Origin of the sequence: Pseudomonas multiresinivorans (genome assembly GCF_012971725.1) — a bacterium.
Lineage (GTDB): Bacteria > Pseudomonadota > Gammaproteobacteria > Pseudomonadales > Pseudomonadaceae > Pseudomonas > Pseudomonas multiresinivorans.
In genome coordinates this window covers 4654488-4671058 of record NZ_CP048833.1, presented here as the reverse complement: position 1 = coordinate 4671058, position 16571 = coordinate 4654488, and the positions used below count along the sequence as shown (strand labels likewise).

18 protein-coding genes are annotated in these 16571 nt (G+C 65.8%); 16 read left to right on the top strand and 2 right to left on the bottom strand.

The features are described from left to right. The first annotated feature begins 7 nt into the window (after positions 1 to 7). From flhF to G4G71_RS21155, 14 genes are all read left to right on the top strand, one after another. A complete protein-coding gene (flhF, locus tag G4G71_RS21220; protein ID WP_169939927.1) occupies positions 8 to 1318 on the top strand; it encodes a flagellar biosynthesis GTPase FlhF in 1311 nt (436 codons plus the stop codon). A gap of 164 nt (positions 1319 to 1482) precedes the next feature. Further along, the gene (gene fleN, locus G4G71_RS21215; RefSeq protein ID WP_017520297.1) at positions 1483 to 2310 is read left to right on the top strand and encodes a flagellar synthesis regulator FleN; all 828 of its coding nucleotides are present in this window, start codon (positions 1483 to 1485) and stop codon (positions 2308 to 2310) included. After that, on the top strand, positions 2307 to 3056 hold the full coding sequence (fliA, locus tag G4G71_RS21210) for an RNA polymerase sigma factor FliA (protein WP_024764971.1): 750 nt from the start codon (positions 2307 to 2309) through the stop codon (positions 3054 to 3056). Before fleN ends, fliA begins: the two co-directional genes overlap by 4 nt. 197 nt (positions 3057 to 3253) lie before the next feature. Next, positions 3254 to 3628 (top strand): chemotaxis response regulator CheY, encoded by a 375-nt coding sequence (locus G4G71_RS21205; protein WP_085988857.1) that lies wholly within the window; start codon positions 3254 to 3256, stop codon positions 3626 to 3628. Between the two features lie 19 nt (positions 3629 to 3647). Next, complete coding sequence (locus G4G71_RS21200) at positions 3648 to 4430, top strand: protein phosphatase CheZ (protein ID WP_169939925.1); 783 nt, start codon at positions 3648 to 3650, stop codon at positions 4428 to 4430. A gap of 31 nt (positions 4431 to 4461) precedes the next feature. After that, positions 4462 to 6675 carry a chemotaxis protein CheA gene (locus tag G4G71_RS21195; RefSeq protein ID WP_169939923.1) on the top strand — a complete coding sequence of 738 codons (2214 nt, stop codon included), beginning with the start codon at positions 4462 to 4464 and terminating at the stop codon, positions 6673 to 6675. Between the two features lie 62 nt (positions 6676 to 6737). Then, positions 6738 to 7853 (top strand): protein-glutamate methylesterase/protein-glutamine glutaminase, encoded by a 1116-nt coding sequence (locus G4G71_RS21190; RefSeq protein ID WP_169939921.1) that lies wholly within the window; start codon positions 6738 to 6740, stop codon positions 7851 to 7853. Then, a complete protein-coding gene (locus G4G71_RS21185) occupies positions 7853 to 8593 on the top strand; it encodes a flagellar motor protein (protein WP_054907293.1) in 741 nt (246 codons plus the stop codon). The genes G4G71_RS21190 and G4G71_RS21185 overlap by 1 nt, the downstream gene beginning before the upstream one ends. A gap of 16 nt (positions 8594 to 8609) precedes the next feature. Then, positions 8610 to 9494: a flagellar motor protein MotD gene (gene motD, locus G4G71_RS21180; RefSeq protein ID WP_024765934.1), complete on the top strand. Its 885-nt coding sequence runs from the start codon at positions 8610 to 8612 to the stop codon at positions 9492 to 9494. 52 nt (positions 9495 to 9546) lie between these two features. Continuing rightward, a complete protein-coding gene (locus tag G4G71_RS21175; protein ID WP_169939919.1) occupies positions 9547 to 10335 on the top strand; it encodes a ParA family protein in 789 nt (262 codons plus the stop codon). A 97-nt stretch (positions 10336 to 10432) separates the two neighbouring features. Further along, complete coding sequence (locus tag G4G71_RS21170; RefSeq protein ID WP_169939917.1) at positions 10433 to 11377, top strand: CheW domain-containing protein; 945 nt, start codon at positions 10433 to 10435, stop codon at positions 11375 to 11377. A gap of 71 nt (positions 11378 to 11448) precedes the next feature. Further along, positions 11449 to 11928, top strand: coding sequence for a chemotaxis protein CheW (locus tag G4G71_RS21165; protein WP_015476565.1), 480 nt, complete (start codon positions 11449 to 11451; stop codon positions 11926 to 11928). Between the two features lies 1 nt (position 11929). Beyond that, positions 11930 to 12337 carry a DUF2802 domain-containing protein gene (locus G4G71_RS21160; protein WP_169939915.1) on the top strand — a complete coding sequence of 136 codons (408 nt, stop codon included), beginning with the start codon at positions 11930 to 11932 and terminating at the stop codon, positions 12335 to 12337. 165 nt (positions 12338 to 12502) lie between these two features. Further along, positions 12503 to 13000: a hypothetical protein gene (locus tag G4G71_RS21155; protein ID WP_240964824.1), complete on the top strand. Its 498-nt coding sequence runs from the start codon at positions 12503 to 12505 to the stop codon at positions 12998 to 13000. Positions 13001 to 13006: 6 nt separating this feature from the next. On the opposite strand, the gene G4G71_RS21150 is transcribed toward G4G71_RS21155, so the two are convergent. Continuing rightward, a complete protein-coding gene (locus G4G71_RS21150; protein WP_169939913.1) occupies positions 13007 to 13348 on the bottom strand; it encodes an EscU/YscU/HrcU family type III secretion system export apparatus switch protein in 342 nt (113 codons plus the stop codon). Continuing rightward, positions 13345 to 14955: a flagellar hook-length control protein FliK gene (fliK, locus tag G4G71_RS21145; protein ID WP_169939911.1), complete on the bottom strand. Its 1611-nt coding sequence runs from the start codon at positions 14953 to 14955 to the stop codon at positions 13345 to 13347. The genes G4G71_RS21150 and fliK overlap by 4 nt, the downstream gene beginning before the upstream one ends. Before the next feature lie 260 nt (positions 14956 to 15215). Here fliK and ccmA point away from each other — a divergent pair, with 260 nt between their 5' ends. After that, entirely contained in the window at positions 15216 to 15869 is a 654-nt protein-coding gene (gene ccmA, locus G4G71_RS21140; RefSeq protein ID WP_169939909.1) for a cytochrome c biogenesis heme-transporting ATPase CcmA, read from the top strand. Continuing rightward, the gene (gene ccmB / locus G4G71_RS21135; RefSeq protein WP_054907301.1) at positions 15866 to 16537 is read left to right on the top strand and encodes a heme exporter protein CcmB; all 672 of its coding nucleotides are present in this window, start codon (positions 15866 to 15868) and stop codon (positions 16535 to 16537) included. The genes ccmA and ccmB overlap by 4 nt, the downstream gene beginning before the upstream one ends. The last annotated feature ends 34 nt before the right edge of the window (positions 16538 to 16571 follow it).

The following is a 16571-nucleotide window of genomic DNA, read 5'->3' as shown; positions in this document are numbered from 1 at the left end:
CAAGGCCATGCAGGTAAAACGCTTCTTCGCCGCCGATATGCGTCAGGCCATGAAACTGGTCCGTGACGAGCTGGGCCCGGACGCCTCGATCATCGGCAACCGCCGTGTCGCCGGCGGCGTGGAGCTGACCGCCGCGCTGGATTACCAGGCGCCGGTGGCCGCCAGCAAGCCGAACCCGGCACTGGAAGCCGAGCTGCGCAAGACCCAGGCGAAGATCGCCCAGGCCAAGGCGGACCTGTCGGCCCCGGCTCGCGCAACCGATGGCGTGCGCAAGGACCGTCAAATGTACGGCACCGAAGCGCCGCGCCGCAGCGCCGCCGAGACCCTGGCCGAAGCCATGGCCGCACCGGCTGCCCCGACGCCGGCTGCCGCCGGCCAGCAGGCGCTGGAAGCCATGCGCTTCGAGCTCAACGGCCTGCGTGAACTGATTGAAGTGCAGCTGGGCTCCATCGCCTGGAACCAGCTGCAGAACCAGCGCCCGAAGCAGGCCAACCTGTGGCGTCGCCTGCAGCGCATGGGCCTGCCGGCTGACCTGTCGCGCAGCCTGCTGGAGCGCGTAGCCACCATCGCCGATCCGAAGCAGGCCTGGCGTATGCTGCTGGCGCACCTGGCTCGCTCGATCAACACCCCGGAAACCGACCTGCTGGAGCAGGGCGGCGTGATCGCCCTGGTCGGCCCGGCCGGCATGGGCAAGACCACCACCCTGGCCAAGCTGGCTGCCCGCTACGTACTCAAATACGGCGCGCAGAGCATCGCCCTGGTGTCCATGGACAGCTTCCGCATCGGCGCCCAGGAGCAGATCAAGACCCTGGGCCGTATCCTCAATGTGCCGGTGACCCTGGTCGATCCTGGCCAGTCGCTGATCCAGGCCATGGCGCCGCTGGCGCGCAAGCGTCTGGTGCTGATCGACACCGCCGGCCTGCCGGCCAACGATCCGGCGCTGCGCATGCAGCTCGAAGCGCTGTCGTCGCTGAGCCTGAACGTGAAGAATTACCTCGTGCTGGCCGCGACCAGCCAGAGCCAGGTGCTCAAGTCCGCCTGGCAGAACTATCGTTCCTGTGGGCTGGCCGGGTGCATCCTGACCAAGCTGGACGAAGCGGGAAGCCTCGGCGAAGCTCTGGCTCTGGCTATCAGCCAGCATCTCCCGGTAGCCTATCTGGCTGACGGGCCGAAGATCCCGGATGACCTGCATGTGGCACGCGCGCACCAACTGGTCAGCCGTGCGGTGAGCCTGCAGTCGCCGGAAGAGCCCAGCGAGGACGCCATGGCCGACATGTTCGCCGGCCTTTACCAGCAGCCGGTGCGTCGCGCCAGCTGAGGATTGTGAGCCCCGGGTGGGGCGTGGGGCGGCCGGTTGAGCCGCCCAAGCGATGCGGATGCTCTGCAAGACGATCCGCGAGCACCGGAAGCGGTAGAGCACCGCAGCCGGATTAGCCGAAACGCCAGAAGCGTGACGGTCGAACGACGAGACAAGGTATTGATATGGGCATGCATCCCGTTCAGGTAATCGCAGTCACCGGTGGCAAGGGTGGCGTGGGCAAGACCAACGTGTCGGTGAATCTGTCGCTGGCGCTGGCCGATCTTGGTCGCCGCGTCATGCTGCTGGACGCCGACCTTGGCCTGGCCAACGTCGACGTGCTGCTGGGCCTGTCGCCCAAGCGCACGCTGGCCGACGTGATCGAAGGCGAATGCGACCTGCGCGACGTGATCCTCCAGGGGCCCGGCGGCATCCGCATCGTCCCGGCGGCCTCGGGCACCCAGAGCATGGTGCACCTCACGCCGATGCAGCATGCCGGCCTGATCCAGGCTTTCAGCGACATCAGCGACAACATCGACGTGCTGGTGGTGGACACCGCTGCCGGCATCGGCGACTCGGTGGTGAGCTTCGTCCGCGCGGCCCAGGAAGTACTGCTGGTCGTCTGTGATGAACCCACGTCCATCACCGATGCCTATGCTTTGATCAAGCTGCTCAACCGCGACTACGGCATGACCCGTTTCCGCGTGCTGGCGAACATGGCGCACAGCCCCCAGGAAGGCCGCAACCTGTTCGCCAAGCTGACCAAGGTCACCGACCGCTTCCTGGACGTGGCGCTGCAGTATGTCGGCGCCATTCCCTATGACGAGTCGGTGCGCAAGGCCGTGCAGAAGCAGCGTTCGGTGTATGAGGCGTTCCCGCGCAGCAAGGCTTCCCTGGCCTTCCGTGCGGTGGCGCAGAAGGTCGACAGCTGGCCGCTGCCGGCCAACCCACGAGGGCACCTGGAGTTCTTCGTCGAGCGCCTGGTGCAACATCCCACGGGTTCGGCCGTATGACCGCGGCCTCCGGAGCGCGTATGTACAGCAAGGCACAGGCGCATAACTCCCAGGAACTGCTGATCCAGAAACACGCGCCACTGGTGAAGCGCATCGCCTACCACCTGCTGGGCCGCCTGCCGGCCAGCGTGCAGGTGGAAGACCTGATGCAGGCCGGGATGATCGGCCTGCTGGAGGCGGCGAAGAAGTACGACGCGGGCAAGGGCGCGAGCTTCGAGACCTACGCCGGCATCCGTATCCGTGGCGCCATGCTCGACGAGGTGCGCAAGGGCGATTGGGCGCCCCGTTCGGTGCATCGCAACACCCGTATGGTCAGCGACGCCATCCGCGCCGTCGAGGCGCGCACCGGACGCGACGCTAAAGATCAGGAGGTTGCTGCCGAACTCAATATGAGCCTCGAAGATTATTACGGCATCCTCAGCGACACCCAGGGCAGCCGGCTGTACAGCTTCGATGACATGTTGCAGGACGGCGAACAGGGCGGTGGCCTTGCCGAAGACGCATCCCACCACGACAACGAGCCGTCCCACGGCCTGGAAGACGAACGCTTCCAGGCGGCGCTGGCCGACGCCATCACCAAGCTGCCCGAGCGCGAGCGGCTGGTGCTGGCGCTGTACTACGACGAGGAGCTCAACCTCAAGGAGATCGGCGAAGTACTGGGCGTCAGCGAGTCCCGCGTCAGCCAGCTGCACAGCCAGTGCGCCGCGCGCCTGCGCTCGCGACTGGCGGAGTGGCGCGCGCGCTGAGCATCGGGTAGTTTCGCGGCTGCTTGTTCTGAGCGGAGAGCCTGAAAGGAATTTCCTTAGGCAAGTTATAGGCTTACGAATTTTTGGGTGACGTTCCTTTGACGCATCCACCCCAAAGAGCGCACGGCGCTCAATGAATTGACGGCACGCCCGCCAGGGCGCGTTTGGTATCGATGGAGGCAGGTTTGGACAAGAACATGAAAATTCTCATCGTGGACGACTTTTCCACGATGAGGCGCATCATCAAGAACCTCCTGCGAGACCTGGGGTTCACCAACACCGCAGAAGCCGACGACGGCACCACTGCGCTGCCGATGCTGCACAGCGGTAACTTCGACTTCCTCGTGACCGACTGGAACATGCCCGGCATGACCGGCATCGACCTGCTTCGTGCGGTCCGCGCCGACGAGCGCCTCAAGCACCTGCCGGTGCTGATGGTCACTGCCGAAGCCAAGCGCGACCAGATCATCGAAGCGGCCCAGGCCGGGGTCAACGGCTATGTGGTCAAGCCTTTCACCGCTCAGGTGCTGAAAGAAAAGATCGAGAAGATTTTCGAGCGGGTCGGCAGCTAAGGCCGGCATAGAGGGCGTCATGGATTTCAACGAATCCGCGGGTGACTTCGAGTCGACCCTGAAAAAACATGCGCGCGAATTGGTCGACTGCCTCGAACGCGGCGACGTTCAGACTGCCGTGCAACTGATCTCCGAGCTCAACCAGGCGCGCGACCGAGGCCTCTACCAGGAGGTCGGCAAGCTCACCCGCGAGCTGCACAACGCCATCGTCAACTTCCAGATCGATCCCAGCTCCCCACGCGCCCAGGAAGTTTCGCAGATCGCCGACGCGACCGACCGCCTCTCCTATGTGGTAACGATGACCGAGAAAGCGGCCAATCGCACCATGGACCTGGTGGAAGAGTGCACCCCGGTGGTCATGCACATCGAGACCCAGGCCAAGGAACTGCAGGAAGACTGGTCGCGCTTCATGCGCCGCGAGCTGGGCCCCGAGGCCTTCCGCGACCTGGCCAAGCGTGTCGAGCAGTTCCTCTATATCAGCGCCCAGGACAGCCGCAAGCTTTCCGCGCACCTGAACGACATCCTGCTGGCGCAGGACTTCCAGGACCTTACCGGGCAGGTGATCAAGCGCGTCACCAAGCTGGTGACCGAGGTCGAGTCGAACCTGGTCAAGCTGGTCTGGATGGCGGGGCAGGTCGATCGCTACGCCGGTATCGAGCATGACCACGAGAGCATGCGCGACGCGGTGGAAAAAGAAAGATCGTCCAAGGGTGAAGGTCCGCAGATTGCTGCCGATACAAGAAAGGACGTCGTGTCCGGTCAGGACGATGTCGACGACCTGTTGTCCAGCCTTGGTTTTTAAGCGTCGCCTGACGCTGTAGAGGGAGCACCGAATGAGCTTCGACGCCGATGACGAAATCCTCCAGGACTTCCTGGTGGAGGCCGGCGAGATTCTCGAGCTACTGTCCGAGCAACTGGTCGAGCTGGAAAGCCGCCCGGAAGACATGGACCTGCTCAATGCCATCTTCCGTGGGTTCCACACCGTCAAGGGTGGTGCCGGCTTCCTCCAGCTGAACGCGCTGGTGGAGTGCTGCCACATCGCCGAAAACGTGTTCGACATGCTGCGCAAGGGCGAACGCCGCGTGGATGCCGAGCTGATGGACGTGATGCTGCAGGCGCTGGATACCGTCAACGTCATGTTCCAGCAGGTGCGTGACGCGCAGGAGCCGACTCCGGCGACGCCCGAGCTGCTGGCTGCCCTGTCGCGCCTGGCCGACCCGAACGCCGCCCCGGCCGAAGCTCCCGCTCCGGCCTTGGCCGAGCCTGTTGCGGAAGAAGCTTCGGCGGCCTACGGCGACATCACCGACGCCGAGTTCGAGCAACTGATGGATGCCCTCGAGCCCACCGCTGACGCGCCTGCCGCGCCGGTTGGCGCGGGCGGCGACGACATCTCCGACGACGAATTCGAAGCGCTCCTCGATCAGTTGCACGGCAAGGGCCAGTTCAGCGCTGGCGCCAAGGAACCCGCCAAGGCCGCTCCGGCTCCGCAGGCCGAAGCTCTGGCCGCCAGTGGCGGTGACGAGATCAGCGACGACGAGTTCGAAGCGCTGCTCGACCAGTTGCACGGCAAGGGCCAGTTCACCGGCGCGAAGGAAGAAGCCCCTGCTCCCGTCGAGGCTGTTGCCGAGACTAAGCCTGAGGAAGCTCCGGCGGCCGCCGGCGACGAGAACATCACCGACGACGAATTCGAGAAGCTGCTCGACGAGTTGCACGGCAAGGGCCAGTTCACCGGTACGAAGGAAGAGCCGGTCGTGGCTGCCAAGCCTGCTGCCGCAGCGCTTGCGCCCAAGCCTGCCGCCGCTCCGGCGCCGGCCGCTGCTGCCAAGCCCGCCGCGGCCAAGCCCAGCGCGGCCGCCGCCGCAGAAAAGCCGGCCAACGAAGCGGAAACCACCGTGCGCGTGGACACCGCCCGCCTGGACGAGATCATGAACATGGTCGGCGAACTGGTGCTGGTGCGTAACCGCCTGGTACGCCTGGGCCTGAACAGCGGCGACGAGGCGATGGCCAAGGCTGTCTCCAACCTCGACGTGGTCACCGCCGACCTGCAGTCGTCGGTCATGAAGACCCGCATGCAGCCGATCAAGAAAGTCTTCGGCCGCTTCCCGCGGCAGGTCCGCGACCTGGCGCGCAACTTGAAGAAAGAGATCAACCTCGAGCTGATCGGCGAAGAAACCGACCTGGACAAGAACCTGGTCGAAGCGCTGGCCGACCCGCTGGTGCACCTGGTGCGCAACGCGGTCGACCACGGCATCGAAGGCCCGGACGAGCGTGAAGCCGCCGGCAAGTCCCGCTCGGGCAAGGTTGTGCTGTCCGCCGAGCAGGAAGGCGACCACATCCTGCTGTCGATCTCTGACGACGGCAAAGGCATGGACCCGGACGTGCTGCGCGCCAAGGCCGTGGAGAAGGGCCTGCTGGACAAGGACGCGGCCGATCGCCTGTCCGAGTCCGACTGCTACAACCTGATCTTCGCCCCGGGCTTCTCGACCAAGACCGAGATTTCCGACGTCTCCGGCCGTGGCGTCGGCATGGACGTGGTGAAGACCAAGATTTCCCAGCTCAACGGGATCATCAACATCTACTCGACCAAGGGCCAGGGCTCGAAGATCGTCATCAAGGTCCCGCTGACCCTGGCGATCATGCCGACCCTGATGGTGATGCTGGGCAACCAGGCCTTCGCCTTCCCGCTGGTCAACGTCAACGAGATCTTCCACCTCGACCTGTCCAATACCAACGTGGTGGACGGCCAGGAAGTGGTGATCGTCCGCGACAAGGCCCTGCCGTTGTTCTACCTCAAGCGCTGGCTGGTACCGGGCGCGCAGCATGACGAGCCGGGCGAGGGCCACGTGGTGATCCTCTCCGTGGGCACCCAGCGCATCGGCTTCGTGGTCGACCAGCTGGTGGGCCAGGAAGAGGTGGTGATCAAGCCGCTGGGCAAGATGCTGCAGGGCACGCCGGGCATGGCCGGGGCAACGATTACCGGGGACGGGCGCATCGCGCTGATCCTCGACGTGCCGAGCATGCTCAAGCGCTACGCCCGTCGTATCTGACCGCCGTGCGCGGGCCGCGAGGTCCGCGCCCGTGATGGAAGAAGTTTTTTTCAGGAGTGTCTATGGCTGTCAAAGTCCTGGTGGTGGACGATTCGGGGTTCTTCCGCCGCCGCGTCTCGGAGATTCTTTCGGCTGATCCGCAGATCCAGGTGGTCGGCACGGCGACCAACGGCCGCGAGGCGATCGATCAGGCGCTGGCGCTCAAGCCCGACGTGATCACCATGGACTACGAGATGCCGCTGATGGATGGCATCACCGCCGTACGGACCATCATGCAGCGCTGTCCGACGCCGGTCCTGATGTTCTCCTCGCTGACCCACGAGGGTGCGCGGGTGACTCTGGACGCGCTCGACGCCGGCGCCGTCGATTACCTGCCGAAGAACTTCGAGGACATCTCGCGCAACCCGGACAAGGTCCGCCAGTTGCTGTGCGAGAAGGTCCACACCATCGCCAAGAGCAACCGCCGCTTTGCTGCGTACTCTTCCTATTCCAGTACGCCGACTTCAGCCGCACCTGCGGCCAGTAGCACCGCGCGCCATGCCGCTCCCGCTTCCTCGGGCAGCAGCCATGCGCCAGCGACTCCGGCTCCGGCGCCTTCCGCCGCCCCAAAGCGTAAGCCCTACCGGCTGGTGGCCATCGGCACTTCGACCGGTGGGCCGGTGGCGCTGCAGCGGGTTCTGACCCAGCTGCCTGCCAACTTCCCTGCGCCGCTGGTGCTGATCCAGCACATGCCGGCGGCCTTCACCAAGGCCTTCGCCGAGCGCCTGGACAAGCTGTGCAAGATCACCGTCAAGGAAGCCGAGGATGGCGACATCCTGCGTCCCGGCGTGGCGTTGCTGGCTCCCGGCGGCAAGCAGATGATGGTCGACGCACGGGGCGCGATCCGCATTCTCCCCGGCGACGAGCGCCTGAACTACAAGCCCTGTGTCGACGTGACCTTCGGTTCCGCGTCCAAGGCCTATGGCGACAAGGTGCTGGCGGTGGTTCTCACCGGCATGGGCGCCGACGGCCGCGAAGGTGCGCGCATGCTCAAGCAGGGCGGCGCCCAGGTCTGGGCGCAGGATGAGGCCAGCTGCGTGATCTACGGCATGCCCATGGCGATCGCCAAGGCCGGCCTGGCCGATGCGGTGTACAGCCTGGACGACATCGGCCGTCACCTGACCGAGGCCTGCGGCTGATGGATGTCCTCAGCCTGGTCGGCCTGATCCTCGCGCTGGTTGCCATCATCGGTGGCAACTTCCTCGAGGGCGGGCACGTCGGTGCCCTGGCCAACGGCCCGGCAGCGCTGATCGTGGTAGGCGGCACTCTCGCCGCCGCCTTGCTGCAGACGCCCGTGGCAGTGCTCAAGCGCGCGCTGACCATGCTGCGCTGGATGGTCCTGCCGCCCAAGGTCGACCTGGTTGGCGGTATCAACCATGTGGTCGGCTGGAGCATGACGGCGCGCAAGGAAGGCCTGCTGGGCCTGGAAACCGTCGCCGACGCCGAGCGCGACCCCTATGCGCGCAAGGGCCTGCAACTGCTGGTGGACGGCACCGAGCCCGAGGCCATCCGCAGCATCCTCGAAGTCGACCTGTACAACCAGGAAAGCCGCGACCTCGCGGCGGCCAAGGTGTTCGAAGCCATGGGTGGCTACTCGCCGACCATCGGCATCATCGGCGCGGTGATGGGCCTGATCCATGTGATGGGCAACCTCGCCGACCCCAGCCAGTTGGGCAACGGCATTGCCGTGGCCTTCGTCGCCACCATCTATGGCGTCGGCCTGGCCAACCTCCTGCTGCTGCCCATCGGCAACAAGCTCAAGAGCATCGTGCTGCGCCAGTCGTGTTACCGCGAAATGTTGATGGAGGGCCTGCTGTCCATCGCCGAAGGCGAGAACCCGCGCTCCATCGAGCTGAAGCTGCAAGGCTTCGTCGGCTGAGGGGGAGGGGATGCGCATGCCTCGCCGCAGACGCCATGAGGAACACGAGAATCACGAACGCTGGCTGGTGTCCTACGCGGACTTCATCACCCTGCTGTTCGCCTTCTTCGTGGTGATGTACTCGATCTCCTCGATCAACGAGGGCAAGTACAAGATCCTCTCGGAAACCCTGACCGGCGTGTTCAACCAGCCGGACCGGTCGATTCGCCCGATTCCCGTCGGCGAGGAGCGCCCGCGCACCCAGCAGCCGGACCAGTCGATCACCGAGCCGCAGGACGAAGGGCAGGCCCAGGGCAGCCCCGATACCCTGCAGCAGATCAGCGACAGCGTGCGCCAGGCGTTCGGCGACCTGATCTCCAGCGAACAGCTGTCGGTGCGCGGCAACGAGTTCTGGATCGAGATCACCCTCAATTCCAGCCTGCTGTTCCCCAGCGGCGACGCGATTCCCAATGACGCCGCCTTCGCCATCATCGAGAAGGTCGCCAGGATTCTGGCGCCGTACCGCAACCCGGTGCACGTCGAAGGCTTCACCGACAACGTGCCGATCCATAATTCGCAGTACCCGACCAACTGGGAACTGTCCGCGGCCCGCGCCGCCAGCATCGTGCGCATGCTTGCCCAGGACGGCCTCGACGCCGGTCGGCTGGCAGCGGTGGGCTATGGCGAATTCCAGCCAGTGGCGGACAATGCCACGGCGGATGGTCGCGCACGCAACCGCCGGGTGGTGCTGGTGATCTCCCGCAACCTGGAGGTGCGCCGCAGCATCAGCGGTGTCGGTAGCGGCAAGGCGCAGCCGGATCCGGCATTGCGGCATGCTGGCACGCAACCTGCACCAGTGCTTGCCAGTGAGGCGCCCGCCAGTGGCGCCGTCAATTCTTCGTCATCGGCCACAGGGCAATGAGAACCATGACTACGATCCTGAGCCGATGCTGTGTCACCGGGGAGCGCGCACTATGAAAGTCTGGGCGGTAGCCAACCAGAAAGGTGGCGTCGGCAAGACCACTTCCTCCATAGCCTTGGCGGGCCTGCTGGCGGATGCCGGCAAGCGCGTGCTGATCGTCGACCTGGACCCCCACGGCTCGATGACCAGCTATTTCGGCCACGACCCGGACAGCCTGGAACACAGCGTGTTCGACCTGTTCCTGCACCAGGGCAACGTGCCTGAGGGACTGCCAGAGTCGCTGCTGCTGCCCACCAGCCACGAGAACATCCGCCTGCTGCCATCGAGCACCGCGCTGGCCACCCTGGAGCGCCAGTCGCCGGGGCAGAACGGCCTGGGCCTGGTGATCGCCAAGAGCCTGGCGCAGCTGTGGAACGAATTCGACTACGCGATCATCGACAGCCCGCCGCTGCTGGGTGTGCTGATGGTCAATGCCATGGCGGCCAGCCAGCACCTGGTGATCCCGGTGCAGACCGAGTTCCTCGCTCTCAAGGGCCTGGAGCGCATGGTCAATACCCTGAAGATGGTCAACCGCTCGCGCAAGCAGGCGCTGCCGTTCACCATCGTGCCGACCCTGTTCGACCGCCGTACCCAGGCTTCCCTGGGCACCCTGCGGGTATTGCGCGATACCTACCCGGACACGCTGTGGCAAGCCTTCATTCCGGTGGACACCAAGCTGCGCGACGCCAGCCGCCTGGGCATGGTGCCGTCGCGCAACGACGGCAACAGCCGCGGCGTGATCGCCTACCGTGCGTTGCTCAAGCATCTGCTGGCCCATGTGCCGGCGAGCCAGGTAGCCTGAGCATGGCCGGCACCCACAGAAGAATCCGACGGATGCGTTCAAGTCCTGCGCATCCGCTGCCGATAGGCTGGACAGTCATCTTGCGCGGTTATCCATCATGAGTCGTTCCGCTACCGCCACTCGCCCCCAGCTCGCGCTGCAGTCCTACCTGGACGCGCTGCTGCAGGAGGCCACTTTCGAAGACTTCGCCGCGGAACCGCTGGCGCAGCCCGTTGCCGCACCCGTTGTGCCGGTTCCGATCGCCGCGGTGGCACTGGTGGTCAGCGAGCCGGTCGCGCCACTCACCGCCGAGCCTCAGGCAGCGGTGATGCAGGCGCCGGAAACCAGCGTCAGCCTCGACGAATTCGAAGCGGCCGTGCTTGAAGAGCAGGTTCGTGATGCGCGCCTGAGCGGTGTCGCCCGCGTGCCATTTGCCGAACCCAAGGTCATCGAGGCCCTGTTGCCCGAACCGGTCGCCCCGGTCATCGAGGCGCCGATTGCCGACGAGCCGCCTGCGCAGATCGGCCAGATCATCGACCTGCACCAGCCCGGCAGCGCCGAGATGCCCGCCGCGCCGCTGAAGCTGCTCGACGATGGTCGTCCGGTATGGGCTGCCGAGCCCTTCGAGTGCCTGCTGTTCGACGTCGCCGGCCTGACCCTGGCGGTGCCGCTGGTCTGCCTGGGCTCAATCTACCCGCTGGCGGGGCACGACCTGACCCCGCTGTTCGGCCAGCCGGACTGGTTCCTCGGCATCCTGCCGGGGCAGAACGGCAACCTCAAGGTGCTCGATACCGCGCGCTGGGTGATGCCCGAGCGCTACCGCGACGACTACCGCGAGGGGCTGCAATACGTGATTTCCGTGCAGGGCTACGAGTGGGGGCTGGCCGTGCACCAGGTCAGCCGCTCGGTGCGCCTGGACCCGTCCGAGGTGAAGTGGCGCAGCCAGCGCCAGCAGCGCCCGTGGCTGGCTGGCACGGTGATCGACCAGATGTGCGCGCTGCTGGATGTCTCGGCGCTGGCCGAGCTGATTGCCAGTGGCGCGGCGAAGCGCCTGAAGCCCTGAGGCTGGCGCTACCTTATTGAAAGACAACCACCGCGCCGCAGGCGGCGCGGTACCAGAAGAGGCGAGGGGATATGAAGAAAACGTCAGCGCAAGGTGCCGAAGATCCGATTCTGCAGTGGGTCACCTTCCGCCTGGACAACGAGACCTACGGCATCAACGTGATGCAGGTCCAGGAAGTGCTGCGCTACACCGAAATCGCGCCGGTCCCCGGTGCCCCGAGCTACGTGCTGGGCATCATCAACCTGCGCGGCAACGTGGTCACCGTGATCGACACCCGCCAGCGCTTCGGCCTGGACCCGGCGCCGGTCTCGGACAACACTCGCATCGTCATCATCGAGGCGGACAAGCAGGTCGTGGGCATCCTGGTCGACAGCGTCGCCGAGGTCGTCTACCTGCGCCAGTCCGAGATCGAGACTGCGCCGAACGTCGGTAACGAGGAATCGGCCAAGTTCATCCAGGGCGTCTGCAACAAGAACGGCGAGCTGCTGATCCTGGTCGAGCTGGACAAGATGATGACCGAGGAAGAGTGGTCGGAGCTGGAGAGCATCTGAGGTGCTGATCGCCCTGGTGGTACTCGGTATCGTCTGCGCCGGCCTGGCGCTGGCCTGTGTCTGGCTGTCCGGCCGGCAGCGCGCCCAGGAGGCGCAGGCCACCGAACTGGCCAAGCAGCTGGCGGTGTTCGAGCAGCGCCTGAAAGAGCAGGGCAAGCGCATCGAGTCTTACCAGCAGATCAATATCCGCATGGGCGAAGAGCTGCGCGAGCTGACCAAACAGGTCGCGCCGCTGCCCGAACGCCTGGTGCGCATCGAGCAGCGCGATCCCACCAGTCTGTCCTTCAGTCAGGCTGCGCGCCTGGTCGGCATGGGCGCCAGCCCCGAAGACCTGACCCAGAGCTGTGGCCTGTCCCAGGCCGAGGCCGAGCTGGTCGCCCGCCTGCATCAGGGCAAGGCGCGCGACTGAGGCGCGCCGACCCTCGTTCGCACTGATTTTTCCGCGATCTCAGCCGTTTGTCGGGATTCCTGATTTGTAGGAGTTTCACTACGTGCGATTAGGACTCGTCTGATAAGAAAGGCGGCAAATCGTCGCTAAATTGGCCTCGTCAAAATTTCTTCCGAGGCCATCGATATGGCGACCATTTCCCGACGTGCCATGGTGCTGTGCTCGCATCCCGGTAGGCTGCTGAACTACAGCGTGCTGCTCAATCGTCTGGAGTTCTATCACCTGAGCCTGTGCCTGAACCTGGACGAAGTACGCAAGGCGCTCGCCAACCGGCAACGCTACAGCCTGTTCATCCATGACGACTTCCGCCCGGGCCCCAGCGAGCTGCTGAGCCTCAAGGCGTTGAGCCAGAGCAATACCTTCCGCCAGTTCCTGCTGGTCGGGCACTACAGTGCCGAGGAAAAGCGCGGGCTGATGCAATGGGCCTGGGCCAACCGCGTGCCGCTGCTGGACGTGCTGGACAAGCCGTTGTCGCTGGCGCAGTTGCGCGAAGTAACCAGCGGCATGGTGCTCTATCACAGCGAGGACCGGCAGCCGATCCGTCAATCGGTGCGCGAGTTCTGCGACTTCGCCCCGGCAGGCGATCTTCCGCCGGCCCAGCTCGGCTGCGAGTGTCGCAGCTGAGGCGGGTCACTGACGCCGGGAGTCCGGCCCTTCCAGCAACAGGGGCATCGCGTCCGGCGGCGCCCCTGGCTTGTCGTTCAGCGGGCTCTTGCCCTTGAGATACCAGGCGAAGGCGATGATTTCGGCGATGGTGCGGTAGAGCGCCTCGGGAATCGCGTCGCCCAACTCCAGGCGCGCCAACAGGCGCACCAGTTCGCCATTCTCGTAGATCGGCACTTCGTGGTGGCGGGCGATGGCGAGGATGGTTTCCGCCAGTTCGTCGTCACCCTTGGCGGTGAGGGTCGGCGCGCTCTGCCCGTCATAGTTGAGCGCGATGACCTGGCGTGGGGCTTTCCTGGCCTTCTTCATGCGGTCTCATCCACCCAGCGCTGTTCCACTGCCGTCCGCGCACCCTGCGGCGGCTTGCCCTGGCGGCAGCTCAGCTCGCCCACGGTCAGGCCGGCGTCGCTCAGGCGTTGGCGCAGGGTGCCCAGTTCGCCATCGATAAGGCTGGCGGTGGTGCTGCGCTCGGCCCACAGCTGGGTGCCGATGCTGCCGTGGGCCAGGGTGGCCTGGACCTGCAGCGGGCCGAGGCTGTCCAGGTCGAATGCCAGGTCGACGCGCCAGAGCATGTCGCGGGTCTGCTGCTCGCGCTCGCCGGCCGGGCTGTCCTTTTCTTCCTGCTGGATACGCACCTGAATCGGCACCATCTGCTGTTGGTGGCGCAGGGGGATTTCCAGCTGCCAGGTATTCACCACGGTGCCGTCGGGGAGAACGTCGCTTTGCGCCAGGCTGCCCAACTGGTGTGTCTGCAGACGCGAAACCGCGGCCGCGGCGAGTTTGAGCAGCGATTCGAGATCACCTTCCTGTTCCAGTTCTCTGGCCAACCGGCTGGGGAGCGGAAAGCTGATCGCTGACGGCGTGCGCCCGCTGGTCTGGCCGATGACACCCAGGGCGTTGCGCACAAAGGCCGGCATGGCCTGCGCCAGATTGCTGGCTCCGGCCATGGCGTTGCCCGGCAGATTGTTCAGCACGGCCGCTGCCGTGCCGCCCTGTACGGCAGGCAGCAGCTGGGCGATCAGCCGCAGCAGGTTGGCCTTGAGGTCCAGGGGAAGGCTTTCGACACCGCGCAGCATCTGCCCTTCGAGGAACGCGCCGCTCTGCTGGAAGGCCTGGGCCACGCCTTTGGCGTCACTGAGCTGGCGAATGTCCGGCAGTGCGCCGAGCAACTTGTCCACCGACTGACGCAGTTCGGGGCTCACGTCCGGGTTGCTGCCAGCGCCCTGCAGCGCCTTGAGCAGTCCGTCCAGCGGGCCCTGGCGGCTCTGCTGGGCGCTGAGCTGCAGGCTCAGGTCGAGCTGCTCCAGGCGCGCATTCATCGGCAGGAACTGCAAGGCCTGCTGGTCCTGCACGCGGGCGCTGAGCAGGCTGTTGAGCGGTAGCGGGTTGGGCGATTCGATGCTCAGCTGGCGCCCGGCCAGCGGAGTGTTGAGCAGCGTCACCAGGACTTTGTAAACCACCTGTTCGGCCTTGCCGAGGGCGACCAACTGGCTGGCATCGACCTTGCCCTGGATCAGCGTGCCGACCGGCAATACGTCGAGGTCGAGGCTGCCCAGCGGCGTCTGGCTGGCGCCGCCCAGGCCCAGCGAGCCCAGGCTTGGCTGGGTCAGCAGGGTGGCGGCGAGGCTGGTCTGGTTCAGTGTCGACAACTGAAGAGTGCTGCCCTTGGGCAGCGCCTGGGAGCTTTCCGCTACCACCAGGGCCTGCTGGCCGCTGGCCATGGTCAGGCGCAGCAGCAACTGGAAATTCACCTGCCCGTCGCGTACCGCCAGCACTTCCGCATGGGCCTTGTCCCCCGGCGGCAGCAGGTCGCCCAGGCTTTGCGCGAGCTTGAGCGTCAGCTCGGCGGCGTTCTGCGTGCTGCGCAGCGACGGCGTAGGCGGTAGCGGACGGGAAGCGCCAATTTCGCTCGGCATCGGGAACCTGTAGGCGGCGTGACGGGATTGCGCCCAGTGTATCGGCGGCGATTGCAGGGACTTTAGACCGTCCGGCGGCCGCGGGGCAGGGCGCTTGAGGCTGGCAGGGTGCGCTGATTTGACGTTACACCCTGTCGAAAAACCTGACGTCGGGCGTAGGAACGGCTGTGTATAATGCGCCGCCCGAGGCTGCGCTTGGCGGTCCGGACGGTATGGCCGCTTTTTTGCACCACTGACTGTTTTCTGCCCGACGGTTGCCGATGCCCTTGAACCATCCCCTCCTCGAAACCGTGGCGCTCGCCTGCGAGCGGGACTGGCGCATGCTGTTCGAGCGTCTCGATTTGCGACTGGGCGCGGGCGAGATGCTACAGATCGCCGGCCCCAACGGCAGCGGCAAGACCAGCCTGCTGCGCCTGCTCAGCGGATTGATGCAGCCCACCGCCGGTGATGTGCTGCTCAACGGCAAGCCGCTTACCGAGCAGCGCCACGAACTGGCCCGGCTGCTGTTGTGGATCGGCCACGCCGCCGGCATCAAGGGCCTGCTCACCGCCGAAGAGAATCTCGCCTGGCTTTGCGCGCTGCACCAGCCGGCCAACCGCGATGCCATCTGGCAAGCGCTGGAAGCTGTCGGCCTGCGCGGTTTCGAGGACGTTCCCTGCCATACCCTGTCCGCCGGCCAGCAGCGCCGCGTGGCCCTGGCGCGCCTGTACCTCGAGGCGCCGCCGCTGTGGATCCTCGACGAACCCTTCACCGCCCTGGACAAGCAGGGCGTGGCGCAGCTCGAAGAGCACCTCGCCGGCCATTGCGAGCGCGGAGGCCTGGTGGTGCTGACCACCCACCACACCCTGGAGCGTATGCCTTCAGGCTATCGCGCCCTCGACCTGGGCCAGCACGCACGGGAGGCGGCGCGATGAGCAACGTCTTCACCCTGTTGCTCGCCCGCGAAGCGCGCCTGCTGTTCCGCCGTCCGGCGGAGCTGGCCAATCCTTTGGTGTTCTTCGCCATCGTCATTGCGCTGTTCCCGCTGGCGGTCGGCCCCGAATCGGAAATGCTCAAGAACCTCTCGCCCGGCCTCGTCTGGGTCGCGGCATTGCTGGCGGTACTGCTGTCGCTGGACGGCCTGTTCCGCAGCGATTTCGAGGATGGTTCCCTGGAGCAGTGGGTCCTTTCGCCGCACCCCCTGCCACTACTGGTCCTGGCCAAAGTACTGGCACACTGGCTGGTTTCAGGGCTGGCCCTGGTGCTGCTTTCGCCGCTGTTCGCCCTGATGCTGGGCCTGCCGGCGCGCTGCCTGCCGGACCTGCTGCTGTCGCTGCTGCTGGGTACGCCGGTGCTGAGCCTGCTGGGCGCCGTGGGCGCCGCACTCACCGTCGGGCTCAAGCGTGGCGGCCTGCTGCTGGCCTTGCTGATCCTGCCGCTCTACATTCCGGTGCTGATCCTGGGCAGCGGAGCGCTTCAGGCGTCGCTGCAGGGGCTGCCCACCGCCGGGCACCTGTTGTGGCTGGCCAGCCTGACGGCGTTAGCATTGACGCTGACGCCCTTTGCCATCGCCGCCGGGCTGAAGATCAGCGTCGGCGAGTGAACGAACGATCGCCGGGCTGGGAAGCGGCACCGGC

What these genes read in the sequence shown, in the direction of transcription:
- ccmB (WP_054907301.1), top strand. Translation starts at nt 15,866, where the DNA reads ATGAGCAACGTCTTCACCCTGTTGCTCGCCCGCGAAGCGCGCCTGCTG.
- ccmA (WP_169939909.1), top strand. Translation starts at nt 15,216, where the DNA reads ATGCCCTTGAACCATCCCCTCCTCGAAACCGTGGCGCTCGCCTGCGAG.
- G4G71_RS21155 (WP_240964824.1), top strand. Translation starts at nt 12,503, where the DNA reads ATGGCGACCATTTCCCGACGTGCCATGGTGCTGTGCTCGCATCCCGGT.
- G4G71_RS21165 (WP_015476565.1), top strand. Translation starts at nt 11,449, where the DNA reads ATGAAGAAAACGTCAGCGCAAGGTGCCGAAGATCCGATTCTGCAGTGG.
- fleN (WP_017520297.1), top strand. Translation starts at nt 1,483, where the DNA reads ATGGGCATGCATCCCGTTCAGGTAATCGCAGTCACCGGTGGCAAGGGT.
- fliK (WP_169939911.1), bottom strand. Translation starts at nt 14,955, where the DNA reads ATGCCGAGCGAAATTGGCGCTTCCCGTCCGCTACCGCCTACGCCGTCG.
- G4G71_RS21190 (WP_169939921.1), top strand. Translation starts at nt 6,738, where the DNA reads ATGGCTGTCAAAGTCCTGGTGGTGGACGATTCGGGGTTCTTCCGCCGC.
- G4G71_RS21170 (WP_169939917.1), top strand. Translation starts at nt 10,433, where the DNA reads ATGAGTCGTTCCGCTACCGCCACTCGCCCCCAGCTCGCGCTGCAGTCC.
- flhF (WP_169939927.1), top strand. Translation starts at nt 8, where the DNA reads ATGCAGGTAAAACGCTTCTTCGCCGCCGATATGCGTCAGGCCATGAAA.
- G4G71_RS21195 (WP_169939923.1), top strand. Translation starts at nt 4,462, where the DNA reads ATGAGCTTCGACGCCGATGACGAAATCCTCCAGGACTTCCTGGTGGAG.
- G4G71_RS21150 (WP_169939913.1), bottom strand. Translation starts at nt 13,348, where the DNA reads ATGAAGAAGGCCAGGAAAGCCCCACGCCAGGTCATCGCGCTCAACTAT.
- motD (WP_024765934.1), top strand. Translation starts at nt 8,610, where the DNA reads ATGCCTCGCCGCAGACGCCATGAGGAACACGAGAATCACGAACGCTGG.
- fliA (WP_024764971.1), top strand. Translation starts at nt 2,307, where the DNA reads ATGACCGCGGCCTCCGGAGCGCGTATGTACAGCAAGGCACAGGCGCAT.
- G4G71_RS21200 (WP_169939925.1), top strand. Translation starts at nt 3,648, where the DNA reads ATGGATTTCAACGAATCCGCGGGTGACTTCGAGTCGACCCTGAAAAAA.
- G4G71_RS21205 (WP_085988857.1), top strand. Translation starts at nt 3,254, where the DNA reads ATGAAAATTCTCATCGTGGACGACTTTTCCACGATGAGGCGCATCATC.
- G4G71_RS21185 (WP_054907293.1), top strand. Translation starts at nt 7,853, where the DNA reads ATGGATGTCCTCAGCCTGGTCGGCCTGATCCTCGCGCTGGTTGCCATC.
- G4G71_RS21175 (WP_169939919.1), top strand. Translation starts at nt 9,547, where the DNA reads ATGAAAGTCTGGGCGGTAGCCAACCAGAAAGGTGGCGTCGGCAAGACC.